This is a genomic window from Exiguobacterium abrahamii, from assembly GCF_015645365.1.
Classification (GTDB): domain Bacteria; phylum Bacillota; class Bacilli; order Exiguobacteriales; family Exiguobacteriaceae; genus Exiguobacterium_A; species Exiguobacterium_A abrahamii.
In genome coordinates this window covers 166,630-184,413 of record NZ_JADOYC010000005.1, presented here as the reverse complement: position 1 = coordinate 184,413, position 17,784 = coordinate 166,630, and the positions used below count along the sequence as shown (strand labels likewise).

Here is a 17,784-nt window from a genome sequence, read left to right as displayed (position 1 = left end):
CCCATCGATGCGTCTAGTAATAGAGGATAGGGGGTACATCTACAACAGCACAATCGCTGTATAGAGGGAGATGAGAACGCTGACATCCGATCAATGGCAACTTGCCAAAAAATTATTACACGAAGCCGTCCAGTACCAAATGACACTCGAGAAGAGTGCATTCGCAAGTGAATTGATCGACCAAACGACACCGGTCCTCTGGTTTGGTGATGCGACACGTAGCAGTTGGGTGACGATCGCGACGAACCCATCTCGATCGCAGTTTTTAGACCGAACAGGTAGATTACGATTTGACGAGCATGGTCCGCTTTTCATACGTCCACAATCTATGACATGGAATACGTATTTACAAGAAGAGACATTGACGGAATCGATCCGACGCTTCAATCGTTACTTCAAACAACCAAATGTGTATCGGACCTGGTTCGGTCGACCAGGTGGCGGTAAGCTCGAAGGATTCTTGAACGGACTCGGTGCGTCGTTTTACGAGAAGACGCTTGATCCGGTCATTCACTTGGATTTTTTCCCGTTTCCGACACACCACTACATGGGAGCGATCAAAGAACGCAGCGTGTTGGAAGATAGTCCGTTCGGTCAGACATTTTTGTTACGCCTGCTTGAACTGTTTTCGATAAAAGGAATCATCCTGCTCGGTAAGGAACACACGGAACGATTTGCGAAGCTCGAACCAGACATCGATTGGACGACCTATCGACCAACGGATTATCCGGACGCGATTTTTCAAGTCGGCTTCTCGTCACGATTTCAGGTACCCGTCGTCGGACTCCACTTCAAACCGAGTGAGCAGTTCATCGGTCTCGGTAATCGAAAGGATGAAAACGGCGTCAGCCATGGCACCTACGGGTCAGCAGAACACTTACGTCAAATCGGAATGATTGTCCTTGAAAAAGTCACGACATACAGTGAAAAAGGAGATTGACAGATATTTCGAACTCCCTAATAATAGGAGATGAATTAGCACTCTATGCGATTGAGTGCTAAAAAAGGGGAGGCAGAATGAGCATGGAAACGAAACAATTTAAGGCGGAATCAAAACGATTGCTGGAGATGATGATTCATTCTATCTATACGCATAAGGAGATTTTCCTGCGCGAATTGATCTCGAATGCAAGTGACGCCATGGATAAGATGTACTACAAAGCATTGACGGACGAGACGATTTCGTTCGAAAAGGAACACTACAAAATTACGATCGAACCAAATAAAGAAGCGCGTCAACTCATCATTCGTGATACGGGAATCGGAATGACGAAGGAAGAACTAGAAGAAAATCTCGGTACGATCGCAAAAAGTGGATCGCTTGCCTTCAAAGCAGAAAATGAAGCACAAGATGGTCATGATATCATCGGTCAATTCGGTGTTGGATTCTATTCCGCCTTCATGGTCGCAGACGTCGTCACTGTCGTTACGAAACCGTTCGGCAGTGCAGTCGCTTATAAATGGGAATCGCGTGGTGTCGAAGGTTATACGATCGAGGAAGTCGACAAGGAAACCGTCGGAACGGAGATTACGCTCCACATCAAGGCGAACGAGGAAGAAGAATCGTATGACGAATACCTCGAGACGTATCGTCTGCGTAGCATCATCAAAAAATACTCAGATTTCATTCGTTATCCGATCGAGATGAAGGAACTCGAACGTCAGCTGATCGAAGGCAGTGACGAGACGGAAGAGGTCGAAGTCGTCAAGACGATCAATAGCATGGTGCCAATCTGGCGGAAGAACAAACGGGAATTGACAGACGAGGACTATACGAACTTCTACCAAGAGAAGCGTTATGGTTTCGACACACCAGCGAAACACATTCATATCAGTGTCGACGGCGCTGTTCGTTATCAATCGATCTTATTCATTCCAGAGCAGGCACCGTACGATTATTATTCGAAGGAATTTGAAAAGGGTCTTGAACTCTATGCCAACGGTGTCCTGATCATGGAAAAATGCAGCGACTTGTTGCCGGATCACTTCAGTTTCGTCAAAGGGATGGTCGATTCGGAAGACTTATCGCTCAACATCTCGCGTGAGTTACTTCAGCACGATCGTCAATTGAAATTGATCGCGAAAAACATCCAAAGTAAGATCAAGACACAACTCGAAGCACTTCTGCGCGAGGATCGCACGAAGTACGAAACGTTCTATCAAGCGTTCGGACGTCAGCTGAAGTTCGGTATGTATAATGATTATGGCATGCATAAAGAACAAGTGCAGGACCTCGTCCTCTTCTACTCGGCGAAGGAGAAGAAGTTGATCACACTCGCAGAATACGTCGCAGCGATGCCGGAAGATCAGGCACATATTTATTACGCCGCTGGTGAGAGTACGAATCGTCTGGATAAATTACCACAATCCGAGCTCGTCCGTGATAAAGGGTACGATATCTTGTACTTCACGGAAGAGATCGATGAGTTCGCGATCCAGATGCTCGTGACGTACAACGAGAAGACGTTCAAGTCGGTCACGAGTAGCGATTTAGGGATTGAAGCAGCAGAAGCGGAGACGACGGACGCACAAGCAGAGATGTTCCAAGCTATGCAGGAAGTGCTAAGTGGACAAGTCAAGGAAGTCAAAGCCTCAACGCGTCTCAAATCGCATCCCGTCTGTTTTGCGACGGACGGCGCCGTCTCAATCGAGATGGAGAAAATCCTGAAGGCGATGCCGAATAACGAAGGGGTAGAAGCGGTCAAGATTCTTGAATTGAATCCGTCACACGCAGTGTTCCACTCTCTTGAAACGGCATATCAAAACGATCGTTCGAAATTCGAGCGCTATACGAAACTGATGTATCAACAAGCATTGCTTGTCGAAGGACTCCCACTCGAGGATCCGGTAGCGTTCGCGAATGATGTGTGTGAACTTATGGTATAAGACATGATATGAAGTCGAAAAAGGGGCTGACTCAAAATCAGTCTCTACAAAGATAAGGGTGGCAGAATGATGATCTGCCACCCTTATCTCGTAACAAAAAAGAATGGTGCGTCACACGCCACTCCTACAGGAAAAGCGCATTTATGCGCTGTTAGAGACGAACAAGACCCATTTTCCTGCTTCAATGAAGCAGGAAAACTGGCTTGTGTCTCGCCTGAGGAAAGGGCGTGAAAAGACGCATCATTCTTTTTTGAGTCAGTCCCTTTTTCATTTCATCAATCCGTTTGTAAATCCGAAGCGGTTTCGCCTTTTTTCGAGAGAACGTTCAAGACGACGACGAAGAGTACGAATGTGACAAGAGCTCCGATGAAACCGAATACCGAAGACTCCGTGAAACCGATGACTAAATAACCGACTGCCGCAGTGACGGCACCGACTAGCGCATACGGTAATTGTGTCGTAACGTGATCGATATGATGGGATCCAGCCCCTGTCGAACTTAGGATTGTCGTATCGGAAATCGGTGAACAATGGTCACCGAAGACAGATCCAGCAAGAACAGCAGCAAGCGTCGGTAACAAGAGTGAGGTATCAACAGCCATGACGAGATCCGCACCGATTGGCAACATGATTCCGAATGTGCCCCAACTTGTTCCTGTTGAGAATGCCATCAAGCCGGCAATCAAGAATAATAAGAATGGCAAGTACGAAGCAGAAATCGAGTTGCTGACGAAGCTCGCGAGATAGTCACCGGTTTTCATATCACCGATAACAGCGATGATCGTCCAAGCGAATAACAAAATCACGACTGCTGGCCACATGGAACGCATACCAGCAACGATGCTTGCACGGTAATCGCGGCCCGGAATTTTTCGTCCGATCAGCATCAGGAAAGCGACGATTAAACTGATGACGACACCTGCGACGAGGGAACGGGTGACGTCTGTTGCCTCAAATGCTCCAATTAAAGTAAACGGGCGATTGTCGGCTGCAAGTGCCTGAGCACCTGTCCCGAGTAACGCACTGATCGTAGCGATGACGAGCACGATGATTGGAACGACGAGATCACGTACTTTTCCGTTCGTATGTTCGTTCACCTCTTTAGCCATCCCCATCGGTGTTCCTTTCGAAGCATCGAAGAGTTCGCCTTTGGCAGCACGCAGTTCATGTTGTCGCATCGGTCCGACAGAGATGCCAGAGTAAGCGATGTAAAGTGTTAAAAGTAACGCGAAAATCGCATAGAAGTTCATCGGAACAATCATCATAAAGGCACTAAACGCTGAGTAATCCGTAATCGAGTGCGTCGTTAAGATACCGGCGATGATGGAGATGATGAATGCGCCCCAACTCGAAAGCGGACTGATGACACAAACAGGCGCAGCTGTTGAGTCAATCAAATAGGCAAGCTTCGCACGTGAGACACCACGGCGATCTGTTAACGGACGACTGACGTTGCCGACAGCGAGACTATTGAAGTAATCATCGATGAAAATTAGGATACCGAGTCCGAAGGCAACTAAGCGTGCACCACGCGCTGTCTTGACGTGCGTAGAAGCCCATTCACCGAAAGCGCGAGCGCCACCTGATGTCTGAATCAATGTGGAAAGGACGCCGAGCAATAACAAGAAAACAAGTAATAAGACGTTCCACTCGTTCAAGGCACCGTCCGCCCAAAAGAGGCTGAAGATGTTCTTGCCGAGATAGGTTACCGTATCGATCGGGTTAAAACGATGAAGTAACAGGGTACCGACTAGAATGCCGACACCTAACGAAAGAACGACCTTTCGGGTAAAGATGGCTAATAAGATAGCTAGTAAAGCAGGTACAAGGGCAATGATGGAATCTGAATAGTTGACCATGAAAAATATCCTCCTCTTTAATAAATGGCTTAAAGATGAGACCCCGCGGCACAAAAAAAGCAAGGGCACCGGCAACAAAGCCGACACCCTCGCTGGATGCGTCTTTCTTAGCCGAATTGGAGCGCTCCATACAATTGTTATGTATGGCAATCGATCGGGTGTTTCCCGAATCGACCAACGACGATATGCTCGACACATACTGTCATTTCGGCGATGTCACCTTTCCTGTAGTCGTCTTCGTTGTCATCCTCGGACTAAGTACTGATTGAAATCGCGCCTCTACCTCATCGATAGAATAGTCATATTCTGTTCTTATGGACACTTTATCATGTATTTCAGAAACGATTCAACCATATATTCTGATAATTTAAGATAAAGTTGTTTATTCAGCAAAATGTTGAATGAGCTGTTTCGTCAAATAGGCTTGGTTTTCCTCGAATTGTTTTTTTCGATGACCGTTTGCGCCAGATGGGTGGGGGAAGCCGGAAAGAAGCTGATGCTGTTCGATTCGTCCATCATGAATCAATCCACGGACTTGCGTCTCGACGACCCGACCGAGTGGAATCAATAACGCTGGTTTTTGTAACTGATTGATCTCAGCGACGAAGTGTTCTTCCGCGTAGTGCCTTAATAAAGGGCTACGATTGATCTTCGGTTGATGACCCGAGTAATTCTTTTCGCGATAAAAGACGGGTTGCTTTAACAGTGACGTTGGATGCAATAATTTCTGATGTTGATGAAATAAGCTAGCCGTCGTCTCGATGCCGAGCAATGCTGGAAGTTCAAGTGTATCGAGCATCTGGACGAGGTTACGTCGCATCGTTCCGGCAAAGCTTGCTGTATATTTGACGAGGCGTGCCGTCTCTTCTAATGAAACACTATGGTGAAGGGCATCCGTCGCTTCTTCGAAAGCGATTCGCATCTGTTCAAAACCTGGTGTGATCCCGATAATGACGACTTTTGCTTCAGTATTGACGTATTCGCCAATCGGAGAGTAATAGACGGTCAGCTCGTTCTCCTGTTGCAATAAAAAATCGTCCGTCCATAATTCATCACGTCGTAACGTACGATCGTCAGGTAAGCTACGAATGGCTTGTTCAAATATAATTAATGAATTCATGAAGGACCCTCTCTCTCTGTAATGGCACTATGATAACAAATAATACCATTTGAGACAATTCGACCCTTTCACTATTTTTATACCGGTATCTAAAAAAGGACTCGAGACGAGTCCTTTTCGTGCATCATGCGCGTTCTTTGACCGAAGCGACTTCATATGTCAGAATCTCGCTACCGAGCATTGGCGATTCTCCTGCTTCACTACTCGCAGGTCGACTATGCGACGCTTTAAAATCGTCACTCTCCCGCCACGCTTGAAAACTCTTCATATCTTCCCAGTACATGTTGACGTTCATTTCATCGTGTTCTTCGATATTTTGCGTCAATAAGACCTCGACGCGGATGAATCCGTCCATCGTATCGAGTCCACTTGGACGCGTAAAACGAGGAGCGAGAGCTGCAGCCATCCCTTTTTTGACTTTAATCCGGTTCGTAACGACGATCATCATAAAATCCCCTTTCAAAAAACGAGTAACGTACTTCTTCAGTATAGTACGATGAGGGAAAGAATGCCGGAAAGAAGGAACAAAAGACGATGAATGAACAGGAATATGATCAACGATTACGAATTGAGACCATTGAGATGCAACACCTCTATGGTGTGTTTAGTCACTACAATCGCTATGAACCGACGCCTTATGCGGCACTCGGCGAATTATGCGAAACCTATCCGTTTCAAAAAGAGGATACTGTCATCGATTTCGGGTGTGGGAAAGGGCGTTTGAACTTTTACTTACACGACCGATTCGACTGTTCCGTCATCGGAATCGAGATGAACGGACAATTTTACGAGGACGCACTTCGGAATATGGCGAACTACCAAAGTCGACGGAAGCGGCGTTCTGGAAGTTTGCGATTTGAACAGACGTATGCCGAGCAGTATACCATTCCGGATGAGGCGAATAAGTTTTATTTCTTCAATCCATTCTCTTCACAAATTTTCATGAAAGTGATCGATCACATTTTAAGTTCGGTCGAACGTTCCCCGCGTTCAGTGGACCTTATCTTGTATTACCCGACCGATGAATACCGGGAGTACTTGGAGCGACATACCGTATTCGAGCAAATCGATGAGATTCGATTGCGAGACCTCTATGAAAAAAATCATGACGAACGGTTCGTCATCTATCGTTTTGATCCGAACAAACTGCTTCAAAACGGGTATCAATACAGTGAGGAAAGAAATAAAAGATAGGGAGGTCGGATGATGATCCGTTTGGAGCATGTGACGAAGGAATTTGCGCCGGGGCGTGGGATATTCGATGTCAGTTTTACGGTCGATCCGGGTACGATATTCGGTTTCATTGGACCAAACGGATCCGGAAAATCAACGACACTCCGACATTTGATGGGACTACTGGCTGCGGACGAAGGAAGGGCGACGATCGGTGGCTTTGATTGCTGGAAACAAAGTAAAGAAGTGAAGCAGTTGGTCGGTTATTTGCCGGGGGAGATTAGTTTACCTGGAGACATGACAGGAGCAGAGATGCTCGATTTGATGCAACGACTACATGGTAGCGATCCGACACGGCGGCAACTGTTATTGAAACGATTTCCGTTTGAGACGAAGACGAAAATCCGCAAGATGTCAAAAGGGATGAAACAAAAACTGGCACTTGTCGGTTGCTTCATGAAGGATGCACCCGTCTACCTACTCGATGAGCCAACCAGTGGGCTTGATCCTTTGATGCAAGAGCGTTTTTTAGAGTGGATCGAACAGGAGAAGCATGCTGGAAAAGCGATTCTAATGAGTTCACACCACTTTCCGGAGATGGAAAAATCGTGCGATCGAGCGGCTTTAATCAAAGCAGGGCGCATTATCGTCGAATCGGATATTCATGAGTTAGTTCGATCGAGTCGAAAGACGTATACGATCGTCTTCCGAACAGAGGTGGAGGCGGCACAGTTCGCGATGCAAGTCGGTGTTGAACCGAAGCGGACAGAAGTCAGTTTTCAAACGGATGAGACACTGAGCTTAAATCAGGCGATCGCTTATTTAACCCAGTACGATGTACGGCTGATTCGTCCGTCAGCAGATGATTTAGAACAGGTCTTCTTGCATTATTATGGAGAGGAGGAATCGTCGTGATATTGCTGATCCGCTCTTTATTCAAGCAGGTCAGAAAGCCCGTGCTTGCTTATGCGATTGGAACGAGTCTTTACTTATTGATGCTTGCGTTGCTATATCCATCGATGATGAAGACCGGTTTACTAGAAGCAAAACTAGAAGCATTACCTCCGGAAGTCTTAAAAGCCTTTCAATACGATAAGGTGACAGGGTTCGATAATGTACTGGATCTGCTCGGGGGAAACTATTACGGACTGATCTTTCAAGTCATTGCGAGTCTATTCTTGCTCTCATTAGCAGCGCGACTCGTTGCGCGACCAATCGACAACGGAGAGCTGATTGTCTATCTCGCAGCCCCGATCACCCGGAATGCGTATACGTTTGCTGTCGCGATCGTCATGGGTATCGCAAGTATGGTTCTCGTAGGACTGAATGGACTCGTCTTGATGGTATCCGACTGGTGGATGACAGATATTTCGATCAATGACGTCATCTTATGGCGGATTCAACTCAATGCGCTATTGTTACTCTTCGCGATCGGTGCCTTTACGTTATTCGTTGCGACGTTATTTGACGAAGAACGTCGTGCTTTTTCGCTTGCCGGTAGTGTACTGGTTCTATCGATCGTCTTGACGATTCTGTCGGAACTAAGTGACAAGACGGAGTGGCTTCGTTATCTATCCGTCTTCTCCTTATTCAATACGACGCAATTACTAGAAGGAACAGATCATTTTCTTCTTCATTCCATTCTTTTACTCGTCCTCTGTCTTGTGTTCTTGACCGGAGCAGTCGTTCAATTCGGACGTCGGAGTCTGTCGATTTGATCGAAAGTGGCGCAAAAACTTTACAGAAAGTGAACATTTAGGATTTGAACGTTGCGTCACGCGCTGATTTTTACTAAGATAAAGGAATGTTGTAGTTCTGGAAAAAGAAATGAGGTCTTTCGAAATGAATAAACCATCCATTTATGGATTAACGCTTGAGCAGATGACAGAATGGTTATCGAATCAAGGGCACAAACCATTCCGTGCCAAACAAGTATGGGATTGGCTCTACCGTAAACGTGTCACGACTTTCGCGGAAATGACGAATGTCAACAAGGATTGCCTTGAGTTGTTAGATCAGAGTTTTACGATTGACTCGATGACAGAAGCGGTCAAGCAAGAATCAGCAGACGGAACAATCAAGTTCCTTTTCAAATTATATGATGGCAACTTGATTGAAACGGTTCTAATGCGTCATAAGTACGGTCTTTCTGTCTGTGTTACGACACAGGTCGGCTGTAACATCGGCTGTAGCTTCTGTGCAAGTGGTCTGATCAAGAAGAGCCGCGACTTGTCAGCAGGCGAAATCGTTGAGCAGATCATGAACGTCCAACATCACCTCGATGCAGTCGGAAACGAAGAACGTGTCAGTCACGTCGTCGTCATGGGTATCGGTGAACCGTTCGATAACTTCGACAACATGGTCGACTTCTTGAACGTCATCAAGGACCACAATGGTCTTGCAATCGGTGCGCGTCACATTACGGTTTCAACAAGTGGTTTGGCAGACAAGATCTACAAGTTTGCTGACTTGAAACTCCAAGTCAACTTAGCCATCTCGCTTCACGCACCAAACAATGAATTGCGTACGCAAATCATGAAAATCAACCGGGCGATTCCGCTTGAGAAATTGATGCCAGCGATCGATTATTACGTTCAAACGACGAACCGTAAAATCACGATCGAGTACATCTTGCTTCGTGGCGTCAACGACCAAAAAGAACACGCAGTCGAACTCGCAAAACTGTTCGAAGACAAACGTCACCTGACGTATGTCAACTTGATTCCGTACAACCCAGTCGATGAGCACGGTCAATATCAGCGCAGTACGTCTGAAGATATCACGACGTTCTACGATACGTTGAAAAAGAACGGCTTGAACTGTGGTGTTCGTCTCGAGCACGGAACAGACATCGATGCGGCGTGTGGTCAATTACGTAGTAAGCAAATCAAAAAAGATAAAGTAGCATCCAAATAATTCGTTGGGCTTCTCATCGTTTCGGTGGGAAGCTTTTTTTACGATAAGAAATGAGGACATTCTATGACACGTACACGATTCAATGATTTTAACTTAAGCACACCAATTCTCGATTCAATCGAGCAACTCGGTTACACGACACCAACCGAAGTCCAGCAATCCGTCATTCCGGTCGTATTATCTGGAAAAGATGTCATCGTCAAATCACGGACGGGGAGCGGAAAGACGGCATCGTTTGCGATCCCACTGTGTGAACTCGTCGAGTGGGAAGAAAACAAACCACAAGTCTTAGTCTTGACGCCAACACGTGAGCTGGCCTTGCAGGTCAAAGAAGATATCATGAACATCGGACGTTATAAGCGGATCAAAGCGACAGCTGTCTTCGGCAAGCAACCGTTCCGTGGGCAAGTCACGGAGCTCAAGCAAAAGACACACGTCGTCGTCGGAACACCGGGACGCGTACGCGATCATATCGAGCGGGGCACGTTATCGCTTGAGAAAGTCCGTTACGTCGTTTTAGATGAAGCGGACGAAATGCTGAACATGGGCTTCCTCGATCAAGTCGATGCCATCTTGTCTGAGTTACCGAAGGAGCGGATGACACTATTGTTCTCTGCGACCTTCCCAGAAGACATCGAACAGTTGAGTGACCGTTACATGGAGGCACCAAAACGAATCGAAGCGGGCGAGACCGTCGTCTCAACGATTACGCATAGTTATATTCCGGTGACGGACAAGACGAAGTTCGCCATTTTGAAAGATGTCCTGGTCGCTGAAAACCCGGATCGCTGCATGATTTTCTGTCGGACGAAAGAACACGTTGATTTCGTCGCGAATGGTCTACGCGCACATGACTATCCGGTTGAAGCAATCCATGGTGGGATGGAACAAGACGATCGACTCGATGCGATGAAAGCCTTCCGTGCCGGGAAGTTCCGGATTCTCGTTGCAACAGATGTCGCGGCACGCGGCATCGATATCGAGAACATCACGCATGTCATCCAGTATGATCTCCCTGTCGAACGAGAAAGCTATGTTCACCGGACCGGTCGAACGGGGCGGGCAGGAGCAGCAGGACAAGCAATCAGTCTCGTCACACCGGCAGACGAACGTCGCCTCAAGGAAATCGAGCAGTATCACGGGAAACTGACACGTCGCCAAGCACCGACGGAAAAGGATTTGATGCGAACAGCGGATGCGTTTGAAGAGAAAATGGCGACGGAAGATACACGTTCTTCGAAAACGGAACAGCTTGATGCGGACATCATGAAATTGTTCTTTAACGGTGGGAAGAAAAAGAAACTCCGTGCCGTCGACTTTGTTGGAACGATTGCGAAGATTGAAGGCGTCACAGCAGACGACATCGGCATCATCTCGATTCAGGATACGTTGACGTATGTCGATATCCTCAACGGGAAAGGTCCACTTGTCCTCCGGGCGATGAAGACGACGAAGGTCAAAGGTAAACAATTGAAAGTGTACGAAGCATTCAAGAAATAAGACAAGCCGGTCATTCTCCGCTTAAGCGAAGAGCGACCGGCTGTTTTGCGTCAAGGCATGTCCAAGATGGAGTCCGCTAGCGGCTGCCTGGGCAAGCGAGTGTGTCGCACCGGAACAATCCCCGATTGCATAGATACCGGGACATGTCGTCTCAAACGTCTCTGACGTCTCAAGCATCGGTGCGTAAAACTTACCATCTAATCCGTAAAGCAACGTATCTCCCGGAAGTTCCACTTCAAGGAGTTGTTCAAGGCGCTCTAAAAACCCTTCTAAGACGAGCAGGTCTTCTGCAGGCACTTCTGCATGCAAATTACCGGGAGACGCAGTTAGGGAAGGAACGATGGTGTTACGACTCAATTGATCGTGTGCCGTCGCTCGCAATGCTCGGAAATCACTGAGTCGCTGAACGAGAATGCGATCACCACCTTGGTTGATTCCACCGATGATGCGCGCGGCATACGCATTCGCTTTCGCTAGCGTCGAAAAATAACGCGGGAGAAACAGCGTAAAGTTCAGATTCGTCGAGCCGTCTGCTGTCTCGTGGACATTTTGACCGTCCGGCATGACGAGTCCTTCTTGATATTTGCGGATGATCCGTCCGCGCGGATTCATGCAATAGGTGACGGCTTGACCGTAAGGCGAGTCGTAACCGAGCTTCGTCTCGAACGTCTCCTGTAACAAAGTCCGAAATAGTGCCTCATCCGTCTCAATTCGCACCCCGAGATCAAGTCGAGTCCGCTGTGGGGTGACACCAAGCGTCGCTAACTGGTGCAACGTAAAGTCCGCGCCAGAACGACCCGTCGCGAACACAATTCGTTGACTGACGAAAATCTCGTCCGCTGTTTTGATCGTAAACGGCTCCGCTTTCGTGATTTGCTCGATCGTCGTTTCGAACCGGGCATCGAGACGTGGTAATAAGGCGTCCTCAAACGCTGTGAAGACAGCAGCGGTCCGTGCCGTACCTAAATGACGGACGGTCGTCTCGACCGTATGCAGACCGGCGCGACGGGCACGAGACGCTACAGTAGGGGAGTGCGTCGAGTAGGTCTCGACTGTGCCTCCACCATATGTACATAAGAGATCATCGACTTCTTGGAACAGTCGTCGTGTCGTCTCTTCACCGATTTTTGAGACGAGTTCGCCGCCGAATCCCGTCGCATAATTGAACTTTCCTTCTGATTTGCCAAGCCCTGCGAATCCAAGATACGCATCTTCTGCTGTTCGTTCACGGATTGGTTTTCCGGCATCGAGCAGTAAGACGCGTTGCCCGTGTTCAACAAGCTGATGGGCGAGGAAAATTCCTGCTACACCAGCTCCGATAATCGTCACATCATACATCGCTGACACCTCCTTTTCATTGAGTATACAAAAAAGCCGGATTCCTATGAAAGGAATCCGGACTAGGTGAGATCGCTTATTTCCACTCTGCGATGTCAGCGATTGGTAGACGAACCGATGGGTATCCTGCGTCAACCGCTTTACCAATCGATAGCAACATGACTGGGAGGTAACGCTCTTTTTCAAGACCGAATGCTTCTGCGATTTGATCTTTTTCGTAACCACCGATTGGGTTTGTATCGTAACCGTGTGCACGAGCAACGAGCATCAATTGCATCGAAACGAGACCTGAGTCGATCAAGATGCTATCACGTAATGTTTCAACGTCTTCTGGACGGTAGAAACCTTTGATGGCTGGTACTTGGCGATCACGTACTTCTTGCGGCATAAGCCCTTTTTCAACAGCCATGTCGTAGATTGTCTCGATGCTGTCGACCGCGTTCATGTCACCGAAGACGGCGATGACAGCAGAAGATGTCTCGACTTGAACTTGGTTGAATTTCGCGAGTGGTGCGAGTGTCGCTTTTCCTTCTTCGCTATCGATGACGAGGAAACGCCATGGTTGCATGTTAACTGAAGATGGAGCAAGTGTTGCTTCTTCAAGGATTTGTGTCATTTCTTCTTTTGAAATTTTTACGTTCGTGTCGTAGTTGCGAATCGAGCGGCGTCCTTTGACGATTTCCATGAAGTCCGTTGTTGTTTGAGTAGTCATAATTATTCAATCTCCCTTGTGTGTTTTCTCTTTTTTATAGTGTGAAAAAACTTATTTCCAGTCTGCGATGTCGTTGATTGGTAGGCGAACCGATGGATATCCTGCGTCAACCGCTTTACCGATCGATAGCAACATGACCGGTACATAACGATCTTTTTCAAGACCGAATGCTTCCGCGATTTGATCTTTCTCGTAACCACCGATTGGGTTTGTATCATAACCGTGTGCACGAGCGACGAGCATCAATTGCATCGAGACAAGACCTGAATCGATCAAGATGCTGTCCTTTAAATCGTTTGCTGAGATACTGCTGTACATCCCTTGAATCGCTGGTACTTGGCGATCGCGTACTTCTTGTGGCATAAGCCCTTTTGCGACAGCTGTATCGTAGATGTTCTCGAGTTGATCAACAGCGTTCATGTCACCGAAGACGGCGATGACGGCAGAAGATGTCTCGACTTGGACTTGGTTGAATTTAGCGAGTGGTGCAAGTGTTGCTTTGCCTTCTTCGCTATCGATGACGAGGAAACGCCATGGTTGCATGTTGACGGAAGAAGGTGCGAGTGTTGCTTCTTCAAGGATTTGTGTCATTTCTTCTTTTGAGATCTTCACGTCTGTATCGTAGTTACGGATCGAACGGCGTCCTTTGACGATTTCCATGAAGTCTGTTTGAGTTTGCGTTGCCATATTAAATCGACTCCTCTTTTAATTTAGGTAATGTGTCGGCGTTCGCTTCGATGCGTTGAATCATCTCAGCTAACGTCCGTTGTTCTTCAGCAGAGAATCCTTCGAGTAAGTTCTCGAGGAACTCATCTTTTTGTTCGCGTAATCGTGCAATGCGCGTCGCGCCTTGTTCCGTTAAGGAAACAAGAATCACCCGATTGTCAGTAGCTGAACGCTCACGAGCAATCATCCCGGTCGATTCCAGATGTTTGAGGTGACGGGTCACCGCCGCATGATCGACATTGACGCGTTTTTGCAATTCTTTTTGACTGATCGTTTGATCGACTTGTAATTGAGCAAGTAAATCCATTCGCGTCTGACTGAAACCATCCGTACAGAGATCGAATTTTTGAGCAATCGTCTTATTGACGGAGACGAGTGCATAGATCAAACGTCCTTTTTCGGTACAGGAAATACTCAATCCATCACATCCTTCCCTTCGTTCGAAGAAACCTTTGACGTATCAAAGATTGATATGTAAACGAATATAACGTGTTTATTTTGATGACGCAACTTATCTGCTTCTGACATAAAAAAAGATATCATTCACGCGGAATGATATCGAGTCAGGCGACTTAACTAATTTGGCGTTCAGACGCTGAAAGTCCTTTTGCATCAATCGCTGCAATGATCCGGCGGAAATAAAACAACCAAAATTGCAGGAACGGTCCGATCAGGAAAATCGAGAGGATCGTACCGAAGAAAACAGGTCCCCCGAGCAACCAGCCAATGCCGCATGCTGTAACTTCCATGATCGTCCGCATCAGACGAATCGACGTTCCAAAACGCTCTGCAAGTGTCAATGTCAACCCATCGCGTGGACCGGCCCCGTATCCGACAGCGACATACAGACCAGCGCCCATCCCAATGATGAAAATGCCGAAAATCAGCCAGAGTGTATTCAACCAGATCGACTCAAATGAAGGTAAGAGATGAGAGCCAAGAACGAGATTCATGAAGACACCGACGAAAATCGCGTTGACGAGCGTTCCGATTTGCGGTGTGACGCGGTCTAACGCGTATTTCACGAACACGAGTAATAGACCGACAAGCAAGATGATCGTTCCGACGGATAGCGGCGTCTTTTTTTGGAGACCAAGATGCAATACATCCCACGTCGAGACACCGAGTTCAGCCGTGATCATCATCGATGAGCCAAGAGCGAGTAAAAATAAACCGAGTAGGAAGAGTCCCCACTTTAACGTAGCGCGTAACAACCAGGAAGCGCGATGACGCGTCATGTCTGGCACCCCATTTCTTAAAAATAATTGATTCGTTAACTGTATCATGAGGAAAGTGGAAGAAGAAAGACGAAATTTTCCGTTTTTTCCATCTTAAGAAGGAGGGGAAGGTCAAAAGAGAAACGTATACTGAAGAAAAAGGAGATGACCGAATGAAAGCGATCCGGCACCTGTTTCGTTTTACATATATAGAAGCCATCTGTTGCGTCTTTCCCGTGATGATTTTCGCGGCGCTTGCTCTTTCACGTTATCTTCCTACTGAACCGGTCGCTCGATACGATCTTCTGTTGCTCTGGTGTATTCTCGTCCAAATCGTCTTACTCGTCACGCGGTATGAAACGATGGAGGAATTCAAACTGATCTTATTGTTTCACGTCATCGGTCTAGCACTTGAACTGTTCAAAGTGAACGTCGGGTCTTGGAGTTATCCGGAAGACGCTTTGACGAAAGTGGCTGGTGTTCCATTGTATGCAGGATTCATGTACGCAAGCGTCGCGAGTTATGTCTGCCAGGCGTTTCGGCGATTTCATTTACGATTCATAGCATTTCCTCCCCCGTGGCTTGCGATCAGCGTCGGTAGTCTCGTCTATCTCAACTTCTTCACCCACCACTGGATCTTCGATGCACGCTGGCTATTGATGGTTCTCGTCGTCCTCGTTTTCTATAAGTCATGGGTTCATTTTACGATCGAGCAGACGATTTACCGGATGCCGCTCGTCCTGTCCTTTTTACTGATCGCCTTTTTCATTTGGATCGCAGAGAATATCGTGACGTTCTTTAAAGGCTGGGTCTATCCGCATCAAGAAGGAGGCTGGGCAGTCGTTGATCTTGGAAAATTATCTTCTTGGTTCCTACTTGTGATCATCACGGTTTTGATCGTCATCGTCGCGAAATATAAGCGTCAGGATCCGGCTGTGGAAATTCAGCAACGTACCTAAACAAAAAAATAACCTGGTTATTTTTTTGGACTACTTCCGCGTTTTTTCGTTGCTATAGTGAAAAAAACGCAAAGGAAGTGGTTACGGATGATGCAACAGGTGTTGGAACGAGCAACTGAATTGGTACAGATGAAATTAGCGGTCGTGGAGCGGTACGAAGATTGGCAACTCTGGCTCGACGAAGTAAACGGAATCGATGAATGGGTAAAGATGTCAGCGTATTATGCACCACGTGACGTTCAAGAAACACCGGTCGTCGACGAAGTAGTAGAGCTAGAGCAGACCATCGTCATGCCACCACAAGTACCGGTCGAGCCAGTACGCAAGCAACGTTATGCCTATACGTTTCAGCGGGGATTAAAAGGCGGTACTTTATTAGAGTGGTCCGGCAGTCATATTTCAGAACGAGACGTCCGCGATTGGAATCTCGAGCACGGCATGGAAGTACGTGTTCGAATGGAACGGGAGGATGATCATAAAACGATTTGCCGCATCGAAGCTGTCGTTTCGACGGATCGGATGAGAGAGAATCCAGAGCGTCTAGTGTTTGAACAAGCAATCGTCAAGGCACATGGCATCATTGAGAGAACGGTGGATGGTCCACTGCAAGATGAGTCAGGAAAGCCATTTTATTATGTCGTACCGGTCGAAGACATGCGTTATTTCCGACTGGAAGCAGGGCAGCTCGTCGATCTCGTCATGTGGCGGGGACGGAAGGATACACTGACGATTGCTTGGAAGCATCCGTTCACGTATGAAGAGCCGGTCGTCAATACATCATCCAACCGCCGATCAGAGGTGGAGCAACAGGTAGTGAAGACGCCTGTGACAACAAAAAAGTCAAATCGGTATGCACGAAAAATGAAACGGCAACCGGTGCCGAAAGCTAAAAAAGCGCAGCGTCGCGTCCGTATGCAAAAAGAGCGAACGATTGAACCGATCGTGACGACAGCTGTACCCGGACAATTGATGGATTTCGTTGATAAGACACCGCTTGATTTCACGCGCTTCACAGGAATGCGTCTCGTCATTGTCGGAAACGAACAACAGACCGCTGTCTATCGCGAGTTCTTTGCGCCGACGGGAATCGAATTGATTCATCTGGCAGGGGACGCACAGTCCGCGAAAAAGATTGCCTGTCTCGCCAAAAAGACGGACGCGATCGTCGTCGTGACGAGCCGTGTCTCTCATGCAGCGAGTGCGCATGTCATCGCTCAGGCGAAAAAGCATGGTATTCCATTCGCGATGGAACGCCTCGATGGTCGACGTTCGTTATACACGGCGTGTGAGCGGCAACTTGAGAGCGCTTGGCTTAAAAAGAAACAAGAGGGAAAATTATTGAAAAAGCAGTGAAACATTAGAAGAATTCGACCGTAAA

The 17,784-nt window shown here is 47.4% G+C and carries 17 protein-coding genes and 1 riboswitch; of the genes, 9 read left to right on the top strand and 8 right to left on the bottom strand.

Annotated elements, in window-relative coordinates; translation table 11 throughout:
- Nucleotides 1-70: 70 nt before the first annotated feature.
- Nucleotides 71-940 carry a PDZ domain-containing protein gene (locus tag ITJ88_RS14120; protein WP_195866058.1) on the top strand — a complete coding sequence of 290 codons (870 nt, stop codon included), beginning with the start codon at nt 71-73 and terminating at the stop codon, nt 938-940.
- Nucleotides 941-1,023: 83 nt separating this feature from the next.
- Nucleotides 1,024-2,886: a molecular chaperone HtpG gene (htpG, locus tag ITJ88_RS14115; RefSeq protein ID WP_195866057.1), complete on the top strand. Its 1,863-nt coding sequence runs from the start codon at nt 1,024-1,026 to the stop codon at nt 2,884-2,886.
- A 275-nt stretch (nt 2,887-3,161) separates the two neighbouring features.
- Here the strand turns inward: htpG and ITJ88_RS14110 are convergent, their stop codons facing one another.
- From ITJ88_RS14110 to ITJ88_RS14100, 3 genes are all read right to left on the bottom strand, one after another.
- Entirely contained in the window at nt 3,162-4,745 is a 1,584-nt protein-coding gene (locus ITJ88_RS14110) for a Na+/H+ antiporter NhaC family protein (RefSeq protein WP_195866056.1), read from the bottom strand.
- A gap of 111 nt (nt 4,746-4,856) precedes the next feature.
- A riboswitch (Lysine riboswitch) is annotated at nt 4,857-5,035 on the bottom strand.
- A 92-nt stretch (nt 5,036-5,127) separates the two neighbouring features.
- Entirely contained in the window at nt 5,128-5,865 is a 738-nt protein-coding gene (locus ITJ88_RS14105; protein ID WP_195866055.1) for a uracil-DNA glycosylase family protein, read from the bottom strand.
- 124 nt (nt 5,866-5,989) lie between these two features.
- On the bottom strand, nt 5,990-6,310 hold the full coding sequence (locus tag ITJ88_RS14100; protein ID WP_023469797.1) for a heme oxygenase: 321 nt from the start codon (nt 6,308-6,310) through the stop codon (nt 5,990-5,992).
- Nucleotides 6,311-6,399: 89 nt separating this feature from the next.
- Between ITJ88_RS14100 and ITJ88_RS14095 the strand changes: the two genes are divergently transcribed.
- The 5 genes from ITJ88_RS14095 (at nt 6,400) to ITJ88_RS14075 (ending at nt 11,454) form a co-directional block, all read left to right on the top strand.
- A complete protein-coding gene (locus tag ITJ88_RS14095; protein ID WP_195866054.1) occupies nt 6,400-7,059 on the top strand; it encodes a methyltransferase in 660 nt (219 codons plus the stop codon).
- Nucleotides 7,060-7,071: 12 nt separating this feature from the next.
- On the top strand, nt 7,072-7,953 hold the full coding sequence (locus tag ITJ88_RS14090; RefSeq protein ID WP_195866053.1) for an ABC transporter ATP-binding protein: 882 nt from the start codon (nt 7,072-7,074) through the stop codon (nt 7,951-7,953).
- Nucleotides 7,950-8,756 (top strand): ABC transporter permease subunit, encoded by an 807-nt coding sequence (locus ITJ88_RS14085; RefSeq protein WP_370567837.1) that lies wholly within the window; start codon nt 7,950-7,952, stop codon nt 8,754-8,756. Before ITJ88_RS14090 ends, ITJ88_RS14085 begins: the two co-directional genes overlap by 4 nt.
- 124 nt (nt 8,757-8,880) lie before the next feature.
- The gene (gene rlmN / locus ITJ88_RS14080) at nt 8,881-9,954 is read left to right on the top strand and encodes a dual-specificity RNA methyltransferase RlmN (RefSeq protein ID WP_023469793.1); all 1,074 of its coding nucleotides are present in this window, start codon (nt 8,881-8,883) and stop codon (nt 9,952-9,954) included.
- Between the two features lie 63 nt (nt 9,955-10,017).
- Nucleotides 10,018-11,454, top strand: coding sequence for a DEAD/DEAH box helicase (locus tag ITJ88_RS14075; protein WP_195866052.1), 1,437 nt, complete (start codon nt 10,018-10,020; stop codon nt 11,452-11,454).
- Nucleotides 11,455-11,475: 21 nt separating this feature from the next.
- Here ITJ88_RS14075 and ITJ88_RS14070 read toward each other — a convergent pair whose 3' ends face one another.
- The 5 genes from ITJ88_RS14070 to ITJ88_RS14050 form a co-directional block, all read right to left on the bottom strand.
- Nucleotides 11,476-12,792: an NAD(P)/FAD-dependent oxidoreductase gene (locus tag ITJ88_RS14070; RefSeq protein ID WP_195866051.1), complete on the bottom strand. Its 1,317-nt coding sequence runs from the start codon at nt 12,790-12,792 to the stop codon at nt 11,476-11,478.
- Between the two features lie 76 nt (nt 12,793-12,868).
- Entirely contained in the window at nt 12,869-13,504 is a 636-nt protein-coding gene (locus ITJ88_RS14065) for a nitroreductase family protein (protein ID WP_023469790.1), read from the bottom strand.
- A gap of 51 nt (nt 13,505-13,555) precedes the next feature.
- Complete coding sequence (locus ITJ88_RS14060) at nt 13,556-14,191, bottom strand: nitroreductase family protein (protein ID WP_195866050.1); 636 nt, start codon at nt 14,189-14,191, stop codon at nt 13,556-13,558.
- A gap of 1 nt (nt 14,192) precedes the next feature.
- Complete coding sequence (locus tag ITJ88_RS14055; protein ID WP_195866049.1) at nt 14,193-14,648, bottom strand: MarR family winged helix-turn-helix transcriptional regulator; 456 nt, start codon at nt 14,646-14,648, stop codon at nt 14,193-14,195.
- Nucleotides 14,649-14,802: 154 nt separating this feature from the next.
- Nucleotides 14,803-15,516 carry a YczE/YyaS/YitT family protein gene (locus ITJ88_RS14050; protein ID WP_230088873.1) on the bottom strand — a complete coding sequence of 238 codons (714 nt, stop codon included), beginning with the start codon at nt 15,514-15,516 and terminating at the stop codon, nt 14,803-14,805.
- A gap of 104 nt (nt 15,517-15,620) precedes the next feature.
- Here ITJ88_RS14050 and ITJ88_RS14045 point away from each other — a divergent pair, with 104 nt between their 5' ends.
- Nucleotides 15,621-16,406 (top strand): DUF817 domain-containing protein, encoded by a 786-nt coding sequence (locus ITJ88_RS14045; RefSeq protein WP_195866048.1) that lies wholly within the window; start codon nt 15,621-15,623, stop codon nt 16,404-16,406.
- A 90-nt stretch (nt 16,407-16,496) separates the two neighbouring features.
- Entirely contained in the window at nt 16,497-17,759 is a 1,263-nt protein-coding gene (locus ITJ88_RS14040; RefSeq protein WP_230088872.1) for a DUF2325 domain-containing protein, read from the top strand.
- The last annotated feature ends 25 nt before the right edge of the window (nt 17,760-17,784 follow it).